18 protein-coding genes are annotated in these 23,219 nt (G+C 45.5%); all 18 read right to left on the reverse strand.

The annotated features are described in order from the left end of the window. Positions 1-2 precede the first annotated feature (2 nt). The 18 genes from MHB43_RS27750 to MHB43_RS27835 all read right to left on the reverse strand — a co-directional run bounded on the left by MHB43_RS27750 (position 3) and on the right by MHB43_RS27835 (position 23,208). The gene (locus tag MHB43_RS27750; RefSeq protein ID WP_339179470.1) at positions 3-1,310 is read right to left on the reverse strand and encodes a homocysteine synthase; all 1,308 of its coding nucleotides are present in this window, start codon (positions 1,308-1,310) and stop codon (positions 3-5) included. Positions 1,311-1,548: 238 nt separating this feature from the next. After that, a complete protein-coding gene (locus MHB43_RS27755) occupies positions 1,549-2,394 on the reverse strand; it encodes a sugar phosphate isomerase/epimerase (protein WP_221820764.1) in 846 nt (281 codons plus the stop codon). 37 nt (positions 2,395-2,431) lie between these two features. Continuing rightward, positions 2,432-3,184, reverse strand: a complete 753-nt coding sequence (gene kduD / locus MHB43_RS27760; protein WP_221820762.1) for a 2-dehydro-3-deoxy-D-gluconate 5-dehydrogenase KduD — start codon at positions 3,182-3,184, stop codon at positions 2,432-2,434. 77 nt (positions 3,185-3,261) lie between these two features. Next, positions 3,262-4,020 carry a DeoR/GlpR family DNA-binding transcription regulator gene (locus MHB43_RS27765; RefSeq protein ID WP_221820760.1) on the reverse strand — a complete coding sequence of 253 codons (759 nt, stop codon included), beginning with the start codon at positions 4,018-4,020 and terminating at the stop codon, positions 3,262-3,264. Positions 4,021-4,106: 86 nt separating this feature from the next. Next, a complete protein-coding gene (gene kduI, locus MHB43_RS27770) occupies positions 4,107-4,946 on the reverse strand; it encodes a 5-dehydro-4-deoxy-D-glucuronate isomerase (protein WP_036606918.1) in 840 nt (279 codons plus the stop codon). 354 nt (positions 4,947-5,300) lie between these two features. Further along, a complete protein-coding gene (locus tag MHB43_RS27775; RefSeq protein WP_339179476.1) occupies positions 5,301-6,284 on the reverse strand; it encodes a zinc-dependent alcohol dehydrogenase family protein in 984 nt (327 codons plus the stop codon). 223 nt (positions 6,285-6,507) lie between these two features. Further along, a complete protein-coding gene (gene cyoD / locus MHB43_RS27780) occupies positions 6,508-6,837 on the reverse strand; it encodes a cytochrome o ubiquinol oxidase subunit IV (protein WP_036606914.1) in 330 nt (109 codons plus the stop codon). Next, complete coding sequence (gene cyoC / locus MHB43_RS27785) at positions 6,838-7,458, reverse strand: cytochrome o ubiquinol oxidase subunit III (RefSeq protein ID WP_036606911.1); 621 nt, start codon at positions 7,456-7,458, stop codon at positions 6,838-6,840. It abuts the gene before it with no gap. Further along, on the reverse strand, positions 7,459-9,429 hold the full coding sequence (locus MHB43_RS27790) for a cbb3-type cytochrome c oxidase subunit I (RefSeq protein ID WP_076212762.1): 1,971 nt from the start codon (positions 9,427-9,429) through the stop codon (positions 7,459-7,461). A gap of 21 nt (positions 9,430-9,450) precedes the next feature. Further along, the gene (gene cyoA, locus MHB43_RS27795; RefSeq protein WP_145325834.1) at positions 9,451-10,425 is read right to left on the reverse strand and encodes a ubiquinol oxidase subunit II; all 975 of its coding nucleotides are present in this window, start codon (positions 10,423-10,425) and stop codon (positions 9,451-9,453) included. Positions 10,426-10,743: 318 nt separating this feature from the next. Beyond that, on the reverse strand, positions 10,744-11,007 hold the full coding sequence (locus MHB43_RS27800) for a hypothetical protein (protein ID WP_036606904.1): 264 nt from the start codon (positions 11,005-11,007) through the stop codon (positions 10,744-10,746). A gap of 360 nt (positions 11,008-11,367) precedes the next feature. Then, positions 11,368-12,729, reverse strand: coding sequence for a GH1 family beta-glucosidase (locus MHB43_RS27805; protein ID WP_339179483.1), 1,362 nt, complete (start codon positions 12,727-12,729; stop codon positions 11,368-11,370). Positions 12,730-12,745: 16 nt separating this feature from the next. Beyond that, positions 12,746-15,127: a glycosyl hydrolase family 95 catalytic domain-containing protein gene (locus tag MHB43_RS27810; protein ID WP_221820753.1), complete on the reverse strand. Its 2,382-nt coding sequence runs from the start codon at positions 15,125-15,127 to the stop codon at positions 12,746-12,748. Between the two features lie 190 nt (positions 15,128-15,317). Next, a complete protein-coding gene (locus tag MHB43_RS27815) occupies positions 15,318-17,015 on the reverse strand; it encodes an ABC transporter substrate-binding protein (protein ID WP_017692217.1) in 1,698 nt (565 codons plus the stop codon). 319 nt (positions 17,016-17,334) lie between these two features. Beyond that, positions 17,335-19,038 carry an ABC transporter substrate-binding protein gene (locus MHB43_RS27820; protein ID WP_339179487.1) on the reverse strand — a complete coding sequence of 568 codons (1,704 nt, stop codon included), beginning with the start codon at positions 19,036-19,038 and terminating at the stop codon, positions 17,335-17,337. Between the two features lie 389 nt (positions 19,039-19,427). After that, positions 19,428-21,116, reverse strand: a complete 1,689-nt coding sequence (locus MHB43_RS27825; protein ID WP_339179489.1) for an ABC transporter substrate-binding protein — start codon at positions 21,114-21,116, stop codon at positions 19,428-19,430. Positions 21,117-21,306: 190 nt separating this feature from the next. Then, positions 21,307-22,209 carry a carbohydrate ABC transporter permease gene (locus MHB43_RS27830; RefSeq protein WP_127546605.1) on the reverse strand — a complete coding sequence of 301 codons (903 nt, stop codon included), beginning with the start codon at positions 22,207-22,209 and terminating at the stop codon, positions 21,307-21,309. A gap of 15 nt (positions 22,210-22,224) precedes the next feature. Then, complete coding sequence (locus tag MHB43_RS27835) at positions 22,225-23,208, reverse strand: sugar ABC transporter permease (protein WP_127546607.1); 984 nt, start codon at positions 23,206-23,208, stop codon at positions 22,225-22,227. Positions 23,209-23,219 lie beyond the last annotated feature (11 nt).

The raw sequence follows: 23,219 nt of genomic DNA on the forward strand, positions 1-23,219 counted from the left end.
ATTTATGCGCCTACACTTGCTCCCTGACTTGCTTTGATGGCTTGCTCCAGATCATAGATAATGTCTTGAATGTTCTCAGTACCTACAGACAGACGAATCAATTCCGGATTAACCCCTGCTGCGGTCTGTTCATCTTCAGTCAACTGCGCATGAGTTGTGCTTGCCGGGTGAATGATTAGAGACTTGGAGTCACCAACATTCGCAAGGTGAGAGAACAATTTGACACTTTCAATCAATTTGCGACCTGCGTCCGCACCACCTTTAATTCCAAAGGTCAGAATCGCACCTTGCCCTCTTGGCAGATATTTCTTTGCAAGCTCATAAGAACCGTGGCTCGGCAGACCTGCATAACTTACCCAAGACACATCCTCATGTTTCTCAAGGAATTCCGCAACCGCAAGGGCATTGCTACTATGACGCTCTACGCGCAGATGTAATGTCTCCAGTCCTTGCAGCAACAACCATGAGTTGAATGGAGAAATCGTTGCACCCAAGTCACGCAGAAGTTGTACACGAGCTTTGATAATATAAGCAATCGGTCCAACCGCTTCCGTATATACAACACCGTTATAACTGGAGTCCGGCTCCGTCAATCCCGGGAACTTGCCACTTGCTTTCCAGTCAAATTTTCCGCTATCCACGATAACGCCACCAATGGATGTACCATGACCCCCAATAAATTTCGTTGCAGAGTGAACGACAATATCTGCGCCATGTTCGATTGGACGAAGCAGGTACGGACTCGGGAACGTATTATCCACGATCAAAGGAATTCCATGTTCATGGGCGATGGCTGCCACCGCTTCAATATCCAGTACATTCCCCTTTGGATTACCGATCGTTTCGGCATACAATGCTTTGGTTTTCTCCGTAATCGCAGCTCTGAAATTCTCAGGATCACTGGAATCCACAAATTTCACATCCAGACCCAGTTTCGGCAAAGTCGTCGAGAACAGATTGTATGTACCTCCATACAAACTTGCCGAAGACACGATCTCATCGCCTGCACCAGCAATATTCAGAAGTGAAAACGTAATGGCTGCCTGACCAGAAGCTGTAGCCAGCGCTCCAGCTCCGCCTTCCAACGCCGCAATCCGCTGCTCAAACACGTCGGTTGTTGGATTCATCAGGCGGGTATAGATGTTGCCAAACTCTTTCAAACCAAACAAGTTAGCTGCATGCTCGGTGTCCTTGAATCCATATGATGTTGTCTGATACAAGGGTACAGCTCGTGCGTTGGTGGTTGGATCAATCTCCTGGCCTGCATGAATTGCCAATGTTTCAAATGAAAGCTCACGTTCGTTTGACATAAATCTGAATCCTCCCTCGATATATACGTTCTTGAAGTTCCTGATGTCTTCGCATGGTGGCATATGTTTTCCATATTCTCTCACAAGATGTCGTATTTGAAAAGACTTATTTCCGATTGTTCCGATAAGAAAAATTAAATATGTGCTTTATCGATTTCTGTACCAAAAAAACCTTTGCACTCGCAAAGGTTTTTCAGCTACTTTGGCTTCGGTATGCATTACCTCATCCTGGGTTTGGTTAGACCCGAACTGCACTCCATACTTCACGCAAATGTTTGGCTGCAGGTACAGCTTCCTCCGCAGTTACGCCTTCAAGTGAAATATCAATATGCGGCTTATACGTTTTTAACAATTCAAAAAATAACGGGTAATCCAGTATACCTGCCCCAGGTACCGGATTGTACTTCTCTCCCTGTGCATCAAAGGCTACATCTTTGGCATGGATCACAATCATGCGCTGATACAGTGATTCCATCACCTCGCGCAAGAAAGCCCCTTGATCTGCAGCATGTGGTTGCTTGATCAGATTACACGGGTCGAACAGCATCCCCAGATTCGATGAAGGAATCTCTTCAAACAAACGTGTCATATGTTCATGGGTATGAAGAGTATGTGTGGACACAGGCTCAATCGCCGCATGCACGCCCCATTTCTCCGCTTCCTCAGCCAACTCCTCAACCGTTTCTTTCAGTACACTCCACGCCTTCTCTTCATATCCATCCGGATGTGTATCCTGATAGGTGTCCAAGCCCCCAGTCTCCGTTGCTACCATGCTGCAACCAAAATCCCGGGCATAACGCAGATGCTCCTTGAATCGATCAATGTCCGCACGTCTTGTTACCGGATCAGGGTCAATCGGATTAATATAACAGCCCAGTACCGCAATCTTCACCCCGCGCTGTGCAAATTGATCTCCAATCTCATTCGCCAGTCCAGGGCTCAGCTTGCCATTCGATGAGTCCACATCTGATAATGCTTTGGCCAGCGCCAGCTGTACGGAATTAAATCCGTTATCCGCAATCGTCTGCGCAAGCTGTGCTGTAGGCTGTTTGCCAAATGTATGCGCCAGAATACCAAGTTTCATCTCACTGCCTCCTTATGCTAATCCGATTATCAAACGATTAACGTGCCATCCAACCGCCATCGACATTCAGCACATGACCATTCAGATAATCCGAAGCGGCAGATGCCAGAAAGACAACCGGGCCTTTCAGATCTTCAGGTGTTCCCCAGCGCCCCGCAGGAATACGGGCTGTAATATCCCGGTAACGATTCTCGTCCGCACGGATCTGGGTAGTATTATCGGTTTCCATATAACCAGGTGCGATACCGTTAATCTGGATTCCCTTTCCTGCCCATTCATTGGCAAGTGCTTTGGTTAAACCGGCAACGCCATGTTTACTGGCTGTATACCCTGGCACATTGATCCCACCTTGATAGGACAACATGGATGCAATATTAATGATTTTGCCACTTCCGCGTTCAATCATATGTCTGCCTGCCAATTGGCTTAGGAAAAATACAGTGTTCAGGTTCAGACCAATTACATCATGCCAGTCCTGCCCTGCATGATCAACCGCAGGTGTGCGACGAATGATTCCGGCATTGTTGACGAGAATGTCGATTCTGCCCTGGAACGCAAGCGCCTGTTCGAACACTGCAGACAACTCATCTTCACGACTTAAATCCGCTTCAATCACATAAGCTTTGCGTCCGAGTGCTTCAATGGCAATTGCCGTTGCCGCAGGCTTGGAATAAGAGACCAGCACCACATCAGCACCTGCTTCTGCCAAACCAATGGCCATCCCTTGTCCAAGTCCTCCCGAGGTACCTGTTACCAGTGCAACTTGTCCGCTTAAATCAAATGGGTTCATGAATGATTCCTCCGCATGGTTTTGATATGCAATCCGTAGAGCCGTCCGTTCTTTAATCCCATGAATAATGAATGAGGTTAACTTTGATAATCCACTGTGACACCGCTCAGCTCGTATAAGGCAACCGTCTCTTCATCCAAACGACTATCGCTGATAATGTAGTCCAGTTCCGAACACTGGGCGAAAGTTCGCAGTGCAAATTGTCCGAATTTATAATGATCCACAACGCCGTATACTTGCTGCGAGGCAGATATCATTGCTTTTTTCAAAGGAACCAGATCTCCCGTGTATATGGATAATCCGAATTCCGGATGAAGGGCTGTCGTGGATATAAAGGCTTTGTGAATGTTAAGACTGGATATAAACGAAGCCGTATCATCCCCAACCAACATATTCCGTACACGAGCCCCGCCAGGCACAACCAGTCGCACTTGCTCCTTCTTGGTCAGCTCCGCAATAATGAACAGGTCATTGGTCACCACCGTCAGCGGTTGATTATCGAGACGTTTGGCCATCTCCAGCGTGGTGCTACCACCATCGAGAGCAACGATATCTCCAGGTCGAATGTAAGCAAGGGCACGTTCAGCAATCTCCGTCTTCTCCGGATGATGTTTCTCGGTAACTCCACGGCTATTCAAGATGCCATACTGGTCATTCTGAGCCAGCATAGCACCACCATGGACACGTACGAGCAGTCCCATACTCTCCAACTTGTCGAGATCCTCTCGCACTGTTTTCCCAGTCACCTGCAACAACTCACTCAGATCACTGACGGTTACTTCCTGGCGTCCCAGCAGAGCCTCCATAATTTTTTCATGTCTTTTCAATGGATTCATCACAATCAACTTCCTATACTATCTGAGTCAAAATGAATGAGTCATAGTGTCTACCCTGTCAATTTAACTCAGAAAACTGTAATTTATTATTTCAGGTCTTTCATTGCTACGCCGTCCATATCTTCGAACGTCTGGTTCTCACCAGCCATCGCCCAACAGAAGGTGTAATTGCTTGTACCCACACCACTGTGAATGGACCAGCTTGGGGAAATGATCGCCTGGCGATCACGTACAACCAGATGACGTGTTTCGTTTGGCTCACCCATCATATGGAATACAACACCGTCTTCAGGCAAGTTCCAGTACAAGTATACTTCGGAACGGCGGTTATGGGTATGTGCAGGCATCGTGTTCCACATGTTACCCTTGTCGAGTTCGGTAATGCCCATCACCAACTGACAACTCTGAATTCCACCTTCTCCTTGGTGAATGTAACGATAGATCGTACGCTCATTGGAAGTTTCGATGCTGCCCAGATGATTCGGCTGAGCTTGTTCTTGTGTTGCTTTTACTGTTGGATAGGTGTGGTGAGCCGGTGTGGATACAAAATAGAATTGGGCAGGTTGAGCCTTGTCACTGCTCGTGAACACAACTTCCTTCACCCCTCTACCGATGTAGAGACATTCCTTCGCTCCAATCTCATAACCTTGTCCATCCGCTGTCACTGTTCCGTGACCACCGACATTAATGATACCGATTTCACGACGCTCCAGGAAAAAGTTCGTTCCGATATCTTTCAGGTTCACTTCAAGGGTAATGTCCTTACTCTCGGGTACAGCCGTTCCCACAATATAACGATCCACATGAGAATACACCGTTACCAATTCATCAGTTGCAAACAGTTGCTCCATCAAAAATTCCTCACGCAGGCGAGATGTATCATACGTTTTCACTTCATTGGGATGTGCAGCATAGCGATTTTCCATTATTCATCCATTCCCTTCGTCATTTAAATTGGTTGAGATTGATATTATTAATGTTCATATAAGTTCATTTTAGTTCATTATGTATCTTTTGTGTACCTTTATTTTCAAAAAAAGAATTTTCTGCGATAAAACATTTATGATTCTAACTGTCTATGGATTACCAGTCGTGGATCGGAGTATCTACTCCTCCCAAGAAAATGGTAGTGGAACCGGCGGTAACAGTCCAAGTACTGCAATAACGGCTGCCATAATCGCAGTAAACATCATATCTTTAATCTTCACAACAAGGCCCCCAATATGAATTAGTTGTTAATTACGCATTCTTTATGCTGAGTTTTTTCCAAGTCTTATGTACTACTGTAATAAGAGAACCTTCCCCTCGATACCCGATTCAGCCGCTGCAATAGCCTGTTGTACATTCGTTAGGTCATACGTCGCCCCAATGTTTGCCATGACAAGCCTCCCTGCTCTGACCAGCTCCATTACCTCATGAAATACCTGTTCCCAGCGTTCTTGCGAACAGCGTTCCACCCAATGTTTTAACCAGAAAAGTTTCACATGAACTTGTGTTCCCCGAGTTGCTTCATGCCATAACGGTGTGATCCCCGAAAGTAGCCCTACACTGATGACCGTCCCATTTGGTTTAAGGCAACTCACCAGCTGTTCCCCGTCTGTCCCTCCAATACAATCCACGGCTGCATCAGCACCGTATCCCTCTGTTAATTCCGCCATTCTAGCCTGTAGCAACTCTTTTGTTGTATTGATAACAGAAACTGCTCCAAGACGATACAGTTCAGCAGTGTGACGATCATCTCTCGTAAGCACAATCAATTTGAATCCATTGATTTTTGAGATCTGTGCAAAGATTCGTCCGAGCGCAGATCCCCCTGCATTCACAATCAGGGTATCACCATACGTAAGCTTAAGCACCTCTGTACAGATCAACCAAGCCGTAACCGGATTAATATAGAGCTGGCTGGCTGAGTGATCATCGATATCATTTGGCACAATAATTGTATGTCGCTCCAAAGTCTTCACGACGTCCTGCCAAGTATTCTCGCCTTTTAGTGGCAAGACACGACGCCCCAACATTTGATTGGATACTCCCAATCCTACTGCTTCTACTATCCCCACACCCTCAAACCCGGGAACAGCTGGTAATTGGGTACGATGTGGGTAAGCTCCTCGAACCGGAATAATATCGGAGGGATTAATAGGCCGAGCATACATCCTCACTGCTAATTCACCGGGGTCAGGGGGTATCACATCTTTTTCTTCCATACATAACACTTCACTTGGTTCGCCAAAACGATAATAACGGATTACCCTTGCTTTCATTGGTACATCTCCTAAAATAATTTTGCTAAAATTGCTCTAACTAAAATATTGAATATATTTACAGAGTGAATAACAATAATATCACTGGAAAATTATTTCATAAACAACTTATTAAGATATAATACAACTTTTTTTCATTAAAATATGCGATAACTTCAGCTTAGAAAAAAAAGAGCCCCACAACCTTGAATACCAAGGTCGTGAAGCTCTTTCATCATATCAATTAATGTGCAACAGCATTGTTAAGCATAATCCAGATCGAACCAATTACGATGGTCATCATAATCAGTAATCCGAAAATAAGGGCCATGACATTCCAGCGTGGTTTCTCTGTTTCACGGATATGCATGAAGAAGAAGAGTTGAACAACAAACTGAAGTGCTGCCGTGCCCAGAACAACAATGAGTGTTCCTGTTCTTTCCATCATATCATTGAGAACCACCACAAGTGGAATGATTGTCAGAACGACGGACAGGATGAAGCCGATGACATAAGACTTCAATGAACCATGTTGCTCATGACCGTGGGAATCATGTGAGTTGTGCTCTGACATCTACATCACCCCCATGAGATAGACGATCGACAGGAGGAAAATCCATACGACGTCCAAGAAGTGCCAGTACAAGCTGATTACGTTGATTTTACCGCGAGTAACATCGGTAATACCACGTTTTTTCAGTTGTAACATAAGTCCAATCATCCAGATCAGACCGAGCGATACGTGAAGTCCGTGAGTTCCCACAAGGGTGAAGAATGCGCCAGAAGCAGCACTCGTTGTAAAGCTGAACCCTTCGTGAATCAACTCAATAAACTCATATACTTCCAGTGCGATAAAGCTTGCACCCAGAACGGCTGTAACCGCCAGCCAACTGATTAATTGTTTTACTTTGCCTTGATTCATCGCCAGTACGGCTAGTCCGCTCGTGAATGAACTTGTGAGCAAGATAAACGTTTCGGCAATAACACCAGGCATTTTGATCAATTCAGACAAAATCGGTCCGCCCGCCGTATTGTCACGCAACACAATGAAGGTTGCGAACAATACGGAGAACAGGATAACGTCGGAAATCAGGAAGAACCAGAATCCGAGAATTTTCATTTCCTGTGGATCATGATGTCCATGGTCGTGACCATGTGCATGATTCTCACCGTGCTTAGCGGCTGCTTGAGCCATCTATACCGACCCCCTTAACGACGCTTCGGTACGCTTAATTTCGTCGACCGGAATATAATAATCCGTATCGTATGAGAATGAACGGGCGATCATACAGATCCCTACGCCAGCGAGTCCGAGAATTGCCATCCACAGCCATCCGAAGACAAAGCCGAAACCGGCGATGAACCAGAAGACAGACATGATGAACGGAATTCCAGAGTTCTTCGGCATATGAATCGGCTCAAGCGGTTGCTCTGGCGGATAGATGCCTTTGGCACGACGTTCTTTCTCTTCCCACCACTCATCAATATCATCTCCGCGCGGTGTAACGGCGAAGTTGTATTCAGGAGCTGGTGAAGGAATTGACCACTCCAGCGTACGGCCATCCCATGGATCGGCAGGAGCTTTGAGTGATTTGTATTTGCGAATACCGTCTGCGATTTGCGCAACTTGGAACAGGAATCCGACACCCATCAGGAATGCCCCGATTGTGGATACGAAGTTCAATTCCCACCAGCCAGTATCCCAGCCGTAAGTGCTCAGACGACGTGTCATACCCATCAAGCCGACAGCGTACTGCGGCATGAAGCAGACATAGAAACCAATATTCCAAGTCCAGAATGCCCATTTGCCCAGTTTCTCTTCGAGTTGGAAACCGAACATTTTAGGCCACCAGTAGTACAGACCTGCGAAGTATCCGAAGACAACACCACCGATCAATACTTGGTGGAAGTGGGCAATCAGGAAGTAACTGTTGTGGAACTGGAAGTCAGCAGGAGCAACGGATAACAGAACGCCTGTCATACCCCCGACAATAAAACACGGGATAAAGGCAAGTGTCCACATCATCGGAGTCGCCATGCGTATCCTTCCTCGATACATGGTAAACAGCCAGTTGAATATCTTAACCCCTGTTGGAATAGCAATCAACATCGTAGTTACGGCGAAGAATGCATTCACGTCTGCTCCGGAACCCATCGTGAAGAAGTGATGCGCCCATGTGAAGAAGGACAGGAAGCTGATGATCAACATTGCGAATACCATCGACTTGTAACCAAACAGTTTTTTCCGAGAGAAGGTACTTACAATCTCGGAGAATACACCGAATGCCGGCAAGACGACAATGTATACCTCAGGGTGACCCCACATCCAGATCAAGTTGATATACATCATTGGGTTACCGCCCAAATCAAGTGTGAAGAAATGCGCCCCGGCAAACCTGTCGAGGAATAACAATGCAAGTGTCACGGTCAAGATTGGGAAAGCGAACAAGATGATAATACAAGTGGAGAATACCGACCATGTGAACATCGGCATTTTCATCCATCTCATGCCTGGCGCACGCATTTTAATGATGGTAACCAGGAAGTTGATACCGGTAGCCAGGGAACCGATACCTGATATCTGTATACCCCATATATAGAAGTTCTGTCCTACCCCTGGACTGTGCGACAGCTCCGATAGAGGCGGATAACTCAGCCATCCTGCATCCGGTGAACCACCGATAACGAAGGACAGGTTAAACAGCATTGCGCCCAAGAAGAACAGCCAGAAGCTGAGTGCATTCAGGAATGGGAACGCAACGTCTCTTGCTCCGATCTGTAGTGGTACGATAACGTTAAATAGACCAAACATAAATGGCATCGCCATGAACAGGATCATGATCGTGCCGTGAGTTGTGAAGACCTGATTATAGTGTTCAGGATTTAGAAATTCATTGTTAGGCATAGCCAGCTGAAGGCGCATCATTAGCGCATCCACACCACCACGGAACAACATGATAATGGAAGCGATGATATACATGATACCGATCTTTTTATGATCGACAGTCGTTAACCAGTTACGCCAGAGCCAGCCCCATTTTTTGAAATAAGTTAGCACCGCTACAATAGTAATCATGGTAATTCCGATAGCTACCATCGCACCATAAATGAGCGGATCACCGGTTACGAAAAACTCCGATGCAAACTCTTTAAGTCCCTCTAACATTGGGGGCCTCCTTTCGAATCTTTAGTTAGCACTCTTGTCCTCGTCTTGATTGGACGTATCAGTTGCATTTTGAATGGCTCCAGAAGCTTCGTTTGAAGTTCCATGTTTGCTATGAGCACTTTGACCATCTACAACATACTTGGTTACGATATTTTGGAACAATCCTTCTGGGAAAGCAGAATAATAAGCAACATTGCTTGTTCCTGGTTCAGCCAGTGCACTGTAACCTTCTGTGGTCAATGGCTGAGAATTCTGTTTCACATCAGCTACCCATTTGTCAAAATCTTCGTCCGATGTAGCATTCACATCAAAACGCATTTCTCCAAAATGCTCACCTGTGAAGTTAGCACCGGAACCCCAGTACTTGCCTTCATGATCTGCCTGCAGGTACAAGGTCATTGCCATACCCGACATTGTATAAATTTGTCCTCCAAGTTGCGGAATCCAGAACGAGTTCATTGGTGAATCCGCAGTGAGTTCAAATTTCACGGGCCGATCTGCCGGAATATTCAACGTGTTGACCGTTGCAATCCCTTGCTCAGGATACATAAACAGCCATTTCCAATCCAGTGAAGACACTTGGATGGTAATTGGTGCTTTCTCGTGAGCCAACGGCTTCGAAGGCTCCAGATCATACGTGTAACGAATCGTAACAATGGCAAGTATTCCAATAATAATAATTGGAACGGTCCACCAGATTGCCTCCGCCTTCGTACTATGAGACCAGTTAGGTTCATAAGCAGCTTTGTTATCCGGCTTGTCGCGGTAACGCCATACGATGACAGCAGACAAAATGAGTACTGGCACAATAATGACAGCACACAAAATTGTCGAGATGACAATCAAATCTCTCTGCGAAGCGCCAATTGGTCCCTTCGGATCCAGAACAACGTACTGCCCGCCTGCCAGCATTGGCCAGACAATCAATGCAATTGTAACCAACGTCAGGACAACCGGAATGATAATCCGGGTTAGCGACCTAGGTTTCTTGTTCATTTTGATCCCCTCTCCTTAAATTCGCTCATACTGAAAAATCAGTATACTACTCTCTTCCTACTAAAGATATCAGAAATGAACAACTTTTTTGTTCTTGTTAACAAATTTGTCGATTTTACACCTTAAATGTGTGAATTTTTTCTCACAAATCGCTTGCATGGTTGATATTTGCTTATTGTAATCTTTACACATCAAGTCACAAAATAAAACCCTTTGCAGTCCCGTTGAACAATGTCAACGAATCCGCAAAGGGCTTTATTGACTGGATTCCGGGAACTTATCCAGTCTTATTATGAACGAATTAACGCAGGATTATAATCAATCGGCGCCTTCGTCTTCCCGGCGTGTATGAACAAGGCCAATCGCTTTGGCAATAACGTAAATAAACACACTACCTACAAGGAATCCAATACCGACCATCAAGCCAAGATTACGATCATTAAATTCATTCAGATTGATCAGACACATGATCACTCCCGTAATGAGTGCGACCCATGCCAGAACTGTCATCGTCAAGACGGCGCGCCGCATATTTTTGTCTTTGCGCTCCAATTGGCTAACCATTGCTGTCTTCGATGCCATAGTAAACACTTCCTTTTCCCTTTTTGTAAGTGCTTTCCTTATACCAATATACCACATCAGTATGATTTTTAGTCAACAAATGTTCAAATTTTCTTCGCAATTTGGACACTTTATTTTGATTTCAACCGTTGACAAAACATTTTTCAATTCATTCATACTTCTTATAACCCAAAAAACGTCTCTTCATAACAGGAACTGCACTTGACCTTATGAAACCTTTATGAACTACTCATTTTCAACGGTAAAAATACAAAAAAAGACGGCACAATGGAATACTCCAAAGTTGCCGTCTTTTTTATCTTTAATAAGGGAACCGTATATAATGAGGACCTGCTCTTCCCTTGTAACCTGCCACCCAAACTATTGGGGATTATGTTCGTTCCGTGTCTCCAACCAATTATTCTTGATGACGTTCTGATACCAGTAATAACTCTCCTTCGGTGTTCTCACGAGTGAACGATAGTCCATATGAACAAGACCAAAACGCATGCGGTAGCCTTCTGCCCACTCGAAATTATCCATCAGTGACCATGCCATGTACCCTTTCAGGTTAATGCCGTCATTAATGATGCGATGAATTTGAGCCAAATGCTGTTCATAATAGGCAATCCGGCGATCATCATTAATTTTGCCATTCTCCAGATCATCATTGATGCAGGCACCATTCTCTGTGATATATACATCCACATTTCCGTATTTTTGCAAGTAATGCATAAATTCATACAAACCACGTGATTCCACAGGCCAGCCAATATCGGTTTTGGTGAGGCCCATATCAACTTCTTCCGATTGCAGAGCACCTGCCTCCGGATTGAAGCGATTGATCCCCATCGTGTAATAGTTAATGCCGAGCAGATCGATCGGTTGTGAGATGATCTCCATATCGCCTTCCTGAATTGGCACAGTAGCCCCTGCTTCTGCAAACCAATCCACCATAAACTGCGGATATGAACCTTTGTAGATTGGATCTAGGAACCAATCGGTATTGAGCGCAATCGATCGGTCACAGGCAGCTTGGTCCTCAGGGGATTTGCTGTACGGCTCAGCCCAGCATACGTTCGGAGCAATTCCAATCTGACCTGTTGTTCCCAAGCGACGGAAGGATTGAACGGCTTTACCATGAGCAACCAGCAATCCATGAGCCACATTAATTGACGTTTGCAGGTCTTTGTTTCCTGGCGCATGAATCCCGAGAAGGTTCGACAGGAACGCGATACACCATGGTTCATTAAATGTCAGCCAAAAGTTGATCTTGCCTGAGAATTCTTTGAAAATCACTTCGGCATATTTCACAAAAGCGTCTATCGTTCTTCGGTTGCCCCAACCCCCGTCATCCTCCAGCGTTTGTGGAAGATCCCAGTGATACAGCGTGAGGAACGGTTCGATGCCAGCCTCTAACAATGCATCCACGAAGCGATGGTAGAAGTCCAGTCCTTCCCGATTGATCTCCCCATCTCCGTCAGGAATAATGCGCGGCCACGCAATGGAGAACCGGTACGTATTAATCCCGAGTTTCTTCATCAGTTCGATGTCTTCCTCGTAACGGTGGTAACTGTCACATGCGACATCCCCATTGTCTCCGTTATATACCTTGCCAGGTGTGCGCGCAAACGTATCCCAGATGGATACCCCGCGTCCACCTTCCTGTGCCGCTCCTTCTATTTGATAGGAAGCTGTTGCTGTCCCCCAGCGGAAATCTTGCGGAAATTTAAAAATGGTCATGGTTGGCTCCTCCGTCTCATGATGACACGCGGATCGTCTGTCCTACGGTCATCGTTAAAATAATTACATAATCGCCCTGAGGCGTAAGCTCTGCCTTGGCTTGTTCATGTCCTTCCACGCGTAGCGGATAAGCACTGCGAAGGGTAAGCGACTCACTTCGATCTGCCTTAATAACCGCTGAAGCAAGCTTGTTGTCCGTCCACGTTATGGCTACCGTATAACCACCTCTTGCACGAAGCCCTTCAACTCGACCTTGAGTCCAGAGTTCGGGTAGTGCCGGCAGTAAATGTAACTCGTTCAAGTGGCTCTGCAATAACATCTCCGCGATTCCGGCCGTACCTCCAAAATTACCATCGATCTGGAATGGTGGATGGTCATCAAACAGATTTGGATGTGTGGACCGGGCCAGCAACGTGCGCACAAACTGATGTGCCTGGCTGCTATCCAGCAGTCGTGCATACAGATTGATCAACCATGCACAGCTCCATCCTGTATGCCCGCCACCTTGTGAGATACGACGTTCAAGCGATACCCGTGCTGCTTCTACCAATTCCGGTGTGTGTACTCGATTGATCTGCTCTCCCGGATACAGTCCATACAGATGGGAGACGTGACGATGCCCTGGCTCGGATTCGGCAAAATCCTTAAACCACTCCAGCAATTGTCCTTCGCTTCCAATTCGGAATGGATAGAGTTTGTCCAGAGCCTCCCCCCACTCGCCCGCCAATGACTCATCTAGATTCAATTGCTTCGCGGCCTCAATACAGCGGGTGAACAGTTCACGAATTAACGTCATATCCATCGTTGAAGCCATGGATATACTGCGTGCCTCCCCATTATCTGTGAGAAACTTGTTCTCTGGTGAAGTGGATGGAATCGTGACCAGATAACCGTCAGGTCCTTCCACCAACCAGTCGAGACAGAACAAGGCAGCCTCTTTCATGATGGGATACGCACGTTTCTCAAGAAAACGCTGATCCCCGGTAAATTGGTAATGCTCCCATAGATGCGAGGTCAGCCAAACGCCGCCCATTGGCCAGAATGCCCAGCTCGCGTCTCCGCCTGTAGGTGTGGTGGTTCTCCAGATATCCACGTTATGATGCGCAGTCCATCCACGGGCTCCGTAGAGAATCCGTGCTGTTCTGCGCCCTGTATCACTGAGATCTGTCAGCATATCGAACAGCGGCTCATGACATTCACTGAGATTGCAGACTTCTGCCGGCCAGTAATTCATTTCCGTGTTGATGTTGATTGTGTAGTCACTATGCCATGGCGGCTCTACCTGATGGTTCCAGATTCCCTGCAGATTGGCAGGCTGGCTGCCTGGACGCGAACTAGCCATTAACAGATATCTTCCATATTGAAAATAAAGTGCCTCCAGTCCAGGATCTTGTTGCCCTGCCTGATAAGCCTGCAGCCGCTCATCTGTAGGTAATTCGGCGTTAGCCGATACCCCTAAATCAATAGAGACTCTGTTAAACAGCGCACTATGATCCTGAATATGTCGGTCACGAAGGCCTTCCACGCCATGTGTGATCGCTTTGGAGATCAACTCCTTGCATTCCTCTTCCAATACAGGATGATCCTTCAGAGGTAACACATCGTAACTCTCAAAGGAGGTAGCCGCTGCCAGATAGAAAACAACCTGGTCAGCACCCTGAATATGTAACTTGCCTTCCAGATTGGAGACCTTCACCTGATCGCCAGATGCCGTGAATGCTACACGGACAGCATAAGCCGTTCCCCGATCCTCTTCATAGAGGACGGATTCCGGGTGATCTCTGAAGTAATTGGACTCCACGTGACTTGGGCACCGACTGAACATGGTTAGTGCATCTCCCGAAGTCTCAACGCGATAAGGATGGGGACTGTCTAGCGTAACACTTACACTCACAGCGCCCTTCTGATCAGCAGTTAATGTGCAGACCATCAGATCATCCGAAGCACTGGAATACACTTCACGTACGTAACGAATTCCTTCCCATGAGTACGTCGTGGTTGCAATACCCGATTCCAGATCAAGTTCCCGTTCAAATGCATCATATGAAAGATCATCCAGACCTTCATGGTGCAATAGAAAGTGACCCATTGGCTGATAGGCCTCTACATCACGACCGAGCATTTCACGGTTTAACAAATCCTCAGCTTCACCATATTGTCCGGACAGGATCAACTCACGTGTCTGTTTCAAATACCGCTGGCTGCTGTATTGAATCGTATCCCGTGGAAATCCTGACCATAATGTATCTTCATTGAGCTGAATTCGTTCATCTGCTGCGCCACCGTACACCATGCCTCCAAGACGGCCGTTCCCGATGGGGAGCGCTTCTTCCCAGCGTTTTGCCGGTTGTTGATACCATAGACGATTGATTTTAGTTTGGTTATTGTGTTGGGACATGATTAGCTCCTGTTCCTGAATCAGCTGTATATTCCTTATGTCATAAAACGTTTTCGGTAAGTGCTTACAATAATAAAATTATATGTGATTTCAAAATTTGCGTCAATGCAAATCATCACATCATTACACAAAAAAAAGGCCCCATATAGGGCCCTTTCCTTGTTTAACCATGGATCACAGACAATCCATGTTATTTTACGTCTTTTCCTGTCCACAGAGAGACACGTTCCTTAACCCAAACCGTAAATTGTTTCTCCATTTCAACTGCACCCGCTTTGTCCAAATCAGCCAGTAAAGCATCATAGGTTGCATCAAAGTTTGCTGGTGTAGTCAGAACAGCTTCCGGAATCCGTTTACGGATGATATCCTGTGTTTTCTGGAACGTTACCTCATAGTCTGTACCGGAAGGTACGGACATGTTATACGCTGCGCCCCAATCCTTAACTGGCAGATCTTCTTCAGCCGGATAGAACTCTTTCCAAGTCGTGATACCGTAAGCTTTCAGTGTTTCTTTCTCTGCAGCTGTGTAACCAGCTACAATCTGCTCTGGGAAGTTCGTTGTGTAATAGTTATCCGTTGAATCTTTTACCCCATCACCGTATCTTGCGCTAAATACGTTGTACATCCCAATTCCTGTTTCCTTACTGAAATTGGAGTTGTCATTCGTTTTGCGGTCCTGAACGTCATCTGGAATCACGCGTTTACCATCTTCTACGTTGTAATGTTCACCTTCGATACCCCAGTTTCTCAGAACTTGTCCTTCATCGGAAGCAAGCCAATCCATGAATTTGATGATACGCACTGGATCTTTGGCCGAAGTTGTAATCCCGATGCCATAACCGTCAAATCCGGCTGGTTGGAACGTGTGATCCACAATTTCATCGTTAAGTGATACAGAGAAGTGAGCGTATGTGGCATCATCCTTGCCAGATGATTTAAGTGCGTTCTCCGCTTCTTGATAGTTCCACTCTTGGTCAATCAGACCGAGGACACGACCACTGGCAATTTTGGACTTGTATTGGTCATCCTTTTGAACAAATGCATCTTTGTCCAGTAGGCCTTCATTGTACATTTTATTCAACCAGCGGAAATATTCTCTTTCCTCTGGACGTTTGTAGTGCAATTTTGCTTCATACGTTTCAGGGTCAATGTAATATTCACCATCATCCGGTGCACCTGTTGCCTGGAAAGCTGGATTCGTTACCGTGATCATGATTTTCCAATCATCTGCATTTAATGTTAATGGAATGGTTGGTTGACCATCAATCGTTGGATGTTTTTCATAATAGGCTCTGAGTACATTCTCGTAATCCTCAAGTGTCTTCACTTCAGGGTATCCAAGCTCTTTCAATACTCTTTGTTGAATTTCGAATCCACCTGTAGCGTCAAACGTAACATTATCGACACCCATATTGGTTGGAATGGTATAGATCGCTTGATCTTCGAGACTGTATTTCAAACGGTTCATCTGTTCCCCATAGATTTTTTTCAAATTGGGAGCATGCTCCTCAATCAGATCCGTGAGATCCAGCATCGCGCCTGCATCCACAAGCTTAGATAAGTTACCTTTAGGGTAAATCATATCCGGAAAGTCACCACTGGCAGCCATCAGTGCAATCTTCTGGTTACCACCATCATTTACATCATATTCAGCTTCAATTGTAACGCCTGTTTGCTCCGTGATCTTTTTACCAACAGCATCTTGCATCTTGTTCCAGGTCGGACTAGCATCCGCTCCAAAGAACGTAACTGTAATGGGTTCGGTACCGCTGGACTCCGAAGTCTCTTTGGTTCCCGAATTCCCGCAGCCAGCTGTAACCAACATTGCACTTGCGAGCATCAACATTGCAAACGTCTTGGGTGTATTGCCTTTCATTTTGCCTCTCATTGTCTAGTTCCCCCTATTATTTATGAAGGTTTTATCTGTATAACAGGCTTTATGCCTGAGGATACCACTTTTTTTGAATACGCTTTCGAGTTCATTCATTCCGACGTTTTTAGTGAAGCTGACGTTTCGATTCTGTAAAAAGAAGATTATTCTTCTAACAGACGTAAAACGTTTTCGGAAATGAAATAAACCGCTTACTGAAAGTGCTTACATGATAGATTATACTGCTATCGCCACCTTACGTCAACAACAAAAAAAGCCCTTTTTCAAGGGCTTTTTTGCAATGAAAATCCTTAACTTTAATGCTTTGTTTTCAAGCTTATTTCACATCTTTTCCAGTCCACAGGGAGACACGTTCTTTCACCCAAACCGTGTATTGTTTCTCCATTTCTACTGCACCTGCTTTATCAAGTTCAGCCAGGAGACTGTCATACACGCTGTCAAAGTTCTCAGGTTTGGCAAGGATCGCTTCTGGGATCCGTTTGCGGATGATATCCTGTGTTTTCTGGAATGTTACGTTGTAGTCTGTGTCAGAAGGTACAGGCATATTATACGCTGCGCCCCAATCTTTTAATTTCAATTCGTCTTCGGATGGATAGAAATCTTTCCATGTTGTGATACCGTATGCTTTCAACGTTTCCTTCTCAGCTGGTGTGTAGCTTGCTTGGATCTGCTCTGGGAAGTTCGTTGTATAGTAGTTGTCTGTAGAATCTTTTACACCATCACCGTATCTTGCGCTGAAAATATTGTACAACCCAACTCCTGTTTCTTTCGTGAAATTGGAGTTGTCATTTGTTTTGCGTTCCTGAACCTCGTCAGGAATCACACGTTTGCCATTTTCTACATTGTAGTGTTCACCTTCAATACCCCAGTTTCTCAACACCTGGCCTTCATCGGAAGCGAGCCAATCCATGAATTTGATAATCCGTACCGGATCTTTGGCCGAAGTTGTAATCCCGATGCCATAACCGTCAAATCCTGTTGGCTGGAAGGTGTGATCCACAATGTCCTTGTTCAGGGACACGGAGAAGTGAGCATATGTGGCTTCGTCCTTACCTGCTGCTTTGAGAGCGTTCTCAGCTTCGCCATAGTTCCAGTCTTGGTCGATCAGACCGAGTACACGGCCACTGGCGATTTTGGATTTGTATTGATCATCTTTTTGAACAAAAGTATCTTTGTCGAGCAGGCCTTCATTGTACATTTTGTTCAACCAGCGGAAGTATTCTTTCTCCTCTGGACGTTTGTAGTGAAGCATCGCTTCATACGTTTCAGGATTAATGTAATATTCCCCATCATCCGGTGCACCTGTTGCCTGGAAGGCCGGGTTCGTTACCGTGATCATGATCTTCCAGTCATCTGCATTGAGTGTCAGTGGAATGGTTGGTTGACCATCAATCGTTGGATGCTTTTCATAATACGCTCTAAGAACGTTTTCGTAATCCTCAAGTGTTTTCACTTCTGGGTATCCCAGTTCTTTCAACACTCTTTGCTGAATTTCGAATCCACCACCTGCATCAAAAGCAACGTTATCTACACCCATGTTGGTTGGAATAGCATAGATCGCTTGATCTTCCAGACTGTATTTCAAACGATTCATCTGATCGCCATATATCTTTTTCAGGTTAGGTGCATGTTCCTCAATCAGGTCAGTCAGGTCCAGCATTGCGCCTGCATCCACCAGCTTCGACAGGTTACCTTTAGGAAAGATAATATCAGGGTAATCACCGCTGGCAGCCATCAAAGGTATCTTTTGGTCGCCACCATTGTTCACATCGTATTCTGCTTCAATTGTAACACCTGTTCTTTTGGTAATCTCTTGGCCCACTGCATCTTTCATGTTGTTCCAGCTTGGACTTGCATCTGCACCAAAGAATGTAAAGGTCACTGGAGTGGTTGTATCTCCGGAATCAACCGGCTTTTCTGAAGCGTTAGTTCCTCCTCCACTGCCGCTGCATCCTGCTGTAATTGCAAGTGCACTGGCTAACAGAAGCATTGCGAATGTTTTTGGTGTTTTGCCCTTCATGTGTAATCCCCCTTATGGATATTAATGAAGCTGTATATTTGTATAACAGGCTGACCTGCACATACCGTGACCAGATGAAACAAATGTAATTTTCTTGTTTTTATAACATTAGAAGCGTTTTCTTTAAAACGGTGAATGGATCTTCACACACCTTAATTTACTCGTCACCCTCTGGAATTCCCCTTGAATAAATGAGAATGATGTATGTTGTTTTTCTCTGATGTACGAGACAATGTAAGTGCTTTCATAATTGAATAATAATCGCTCCTATATCCCTTGTCAATAGTGAATTTATAAAATTGAAAACGTTTTTTAGAAAACGTTTTAGGTATAAAAAAGAACCCGGTTATCCGGGTTCTTTCTCGGTTTGAATCCATTTAATCGATAGCTTATTTAGTCTCTTCACCGCTCCACAATTGAACACGGTTTTGAACGAGTTCTGTGTATTGTTTCTCCATATCCTCTGCTCCTGCATTGTTCACTTCATCAATCATGCCATCATAGATGGCATCGAACTGCTCAGGAGTACTCAGGATGGCTTCCGGGATGCGTTTCCGAATGATATCCTGTGTTTTCTTGAAGATGACGTTGTAGTTGGAGTCACCTGGTGTTGGCAGATTGTATGCTGCTCCCCATGGTTTGATCGGGAACTCGTCTTCACTCGGGAACAGATCTTTCCACGTCGTAGCACCGTAAGCTTTGAGTGTTTCTTTCTCTGCATCGGAATATGCTGCCACGATCTGTTCAGGGAAATTCGTAGTGTAGTAGTTATCCGTTGAATCCTTCACACCGTCTCCATAGTGACCAGACATATTGGTGTACAGTCCAATACCCGTTTCTTTCTGGAATACGGCTGCATTATTGGTTTTCTGATCCAGAATGTCGGCAGGAATGACACGTTTGCCGTCCTTCACTTCGTACTGTTTGCCCTCAATTCCCCAGTTCATCAGCACTTGCCCTTCTTCAGAAGCCAGGTAATCGAAGAATTTGATCGTACGAACCGGATCAGGATTCGATGTGGTAATCCCTACACCCCAACCGGATACAAAACCTGGATCTTGGTAAGCATGATCCTTGATATCCTCGGACAGGGTTACCGGGAAGTGTGAATACGTTGCTTCATCCTTGCCCGCAGATTTCAGTGCATTTTCTGCATCGGAATAACCCCAATCCTGGTCAATGACACCCAGAACACGTCCACTTGCAATTTTGGATTTGTATTGGTCTGTTTTTTGGATGAAGCTGTCCTGATCCAGCAATCCAGTGTTATACATATGGTTCAACCAGCGGAAGTACTCTTTTTCCTCTGGACGTTTGTAATGCAGACTTGCTTCATACGTCTCTGGATCGATATAGTATTCACCGTCATCCGGAGCACCTGTTGCCTGGAAGGCAGGGTTCGTTACGGTAATCATGATTCTCCAATCATCCGCGTCCAATGTTAACGGGATTGTTGGCTGACCATCAATTGTTGGGTGTTTCTCTTTGTACGCCTTCAATACATTCTCGTAATCCTCAAGTGTACGCACTTCCGGGTATCCGAGTTCTTTCAGTACACGGTGTTGAATACCAAATCCACCACCTGCATCAAAGTACTTCTGGTCTACCGCATAATACGTCGGCAGCACATAAATAGCCTGATCTTCATTACTGTATTTCAACCGGTCCATGTAATTACCATACAGCTTCTTCAGATTGGGAGCATATTGGTCGATCAGATCTGTCAGATCGAGCATTGCTCCGGCATCCACCAGTTTGCTGAGTTCTCCTTTGGGGGAGACAATATCCGGATAGTCTCCGCTCGCCGCCATTAAGGATATTTTATCTTGACCACCACTAACGGCAAATTCACCGTTAAGGGTTATCCCTGTTTTTTCCGTAAGGACTTTACCTACTTCATCCTTCATGCCATTCCAGTTCGGACTGGGGTCAACGCTGAAGAAATCAAAAGTAAGTGGAGTTGTCTCTGCGCTTGTATCCTTGAACGACGTATCACTGCCGCTTCCTCCACCGCAACCTGCGAGTAAAGACATTGCAAGCACTGGTGCCAGTGCAATCTTCATTTTGGAACTTGCCATAATGGTAATCCTCCCTGTTTCATATGTCTGTTTGTCCGGGACTTTTTTGTCCCTGTCTATAGCTTCATGAATACCACACCGCAGCCCTATACGGTGAAGCGCAGACCAAATGGCTGCGCTTCGGGTATCCTGATGCTTCATTTGTTTGTAGATGTACGGCCGCTCTATGTGGCAGCCTGTACCCAATTGTTTAACCTTTTACTGCGCCCAGTGTCATACCGCCAACAAAGTACTTCTGAAGGAATGGATATACAATGAGGATTGGAACCGTTACAACGATCGTAATCGCCATTTTGATCGATTCCGGTGAAATCTGTGTCATTTGCTGTGCCATATCATTGGCATTTCGTCCAGCACCTGAGCCTTGCTGCGTACTTTGCAATACTTTCATCAGCTCATATTGGAGCGTGGTCAGATGTGCCTTTGAACCATTATACAGGTACGTATCGAACCACGCATTCCATTGACCTACAGCCAGGAACAATGCGATGGTAGCAAGCACTGGTTTACACAGTGGCAAGATGATTCTGTAATAGATTGTAAAGTCATTCGCTCCGTCCAGCTTCGCGGATTCCTGCAATGAGTATGGCAGGCCATCAATGAAGGAACGGATGATGAAGACGTTAAATGCACTGATCATGCCAGGCAATACATATACCCAAAATGTACCGATCAGGTCCAAGTCACGCATCAGGATGTATACCGGAATCAGACCACCGGAGAAATACATCGTGAGTGCGAGTGTTGTGGATACAAATTTTCTAAGTCCAAAGTCAGGTCTGCTCAGTGTAAAGGCGATCATGGATGAACTGATCAATCCGAGCACGGTACCTACAAGTGTACGCAGAATGGAGATCTGCAAACCTTGTAGCAATCCATCATATTGGAAAATCGTTTTGTAATTCTGTAATGTGAATTCGCGAGGCCACAAGTAAATTCCGCCACGTACTGTATCTGTCGAGTTATTGAGTGAGATGGCTAGTACGTTAAGGAATGGATAAAGTGTTACAACCAGCACCATGGTCATCGCGAGGATGTTGAATATATCGAACAGTTTATCGCCCCGAGTAGCATTGAATGCTTTGTTCGCCATAATGTCGTCCCCTCCCTACATGATGCTTTCTTTTGTGAATTTTTTGAACAAGCCGTTCGCAGTAAACAGAAGGATGATACTGACAACGGAGTTGAATATACCTATGGCTGTACCATATGAGAATCGTCCCATATTCAAACCATAATTGAGCGCGTATAGATCAAGTACTTCCGAGTAGTCTGTGACCAGACTGTTTTGTAGCAAAAATTGCTTCTCGAAACCGATACTGATCAGATGTCCAATTGACATGATGAAAAGTACGGAAATCGTGGTCCGTATGCCAGGCAGCGTGATGTGCCACATCTGTCTCCAGCGGTTGGCTCCATCTACACGGGAAGCTTCATACAGCTCATTGTCGATACCTGTAATCGCCGCCAGATAGATGATGGCATTCCAACCGGTTTCCTTCCACATATCTGAAGCGGTTACAATGTACCAGAACAAGTTCCCCTTGGCCATGAATTGGATCGGCTGATCGATAATGTTCAGTCCTACCAATAGATCATTGATAATCCCGCCATCGGTGGAGAGCATCTTGGTGATAATACCTGCCACAACGACCCAGGATACAAAGTGAGGCAGATATGATACCGTTTGCACGGCACGTTTGAAGAACATGCCTCTCATTTCATTCAAGAGAATAGCGAAGAATATCGGTACGATAAAACCGACAACCAGTCCCATCAAACTCATTGCAAGTGTATTTCGAAGTACCAGATAGAAACGATCATCACTGAACAGCTCTACAAAGTGTTTAAAACCAACCCACTCTTGATCACCAAACGATCTGGCAGGTTTATAATTTTGGAAAGCCATCGTCCATCCCCATAGTGGCAGATAGTTAAAAACGAAAACCCAAGCTACGAATGGCAATGACATGAGATAGAGATATTTCTGCTGTTTCATTCTGTCCCAAATTCCGTTCCGCCGATTCTTTAAAGGCGGTTTGGGGTCACTGCTTCTGTTCGCGGAAGCGGATTTTTTTGTTAGCGTTTCCATCTCCGTTCCCC

This window comes from Paenibacillus sp. FSL H8-0317, assembly GCF_045040685.1.
Taxonomy (GTDB): Bacteria; Bacillota; Bacilli; order Paenibacillales; family Paenibacillaceae; genus Paenibacillus.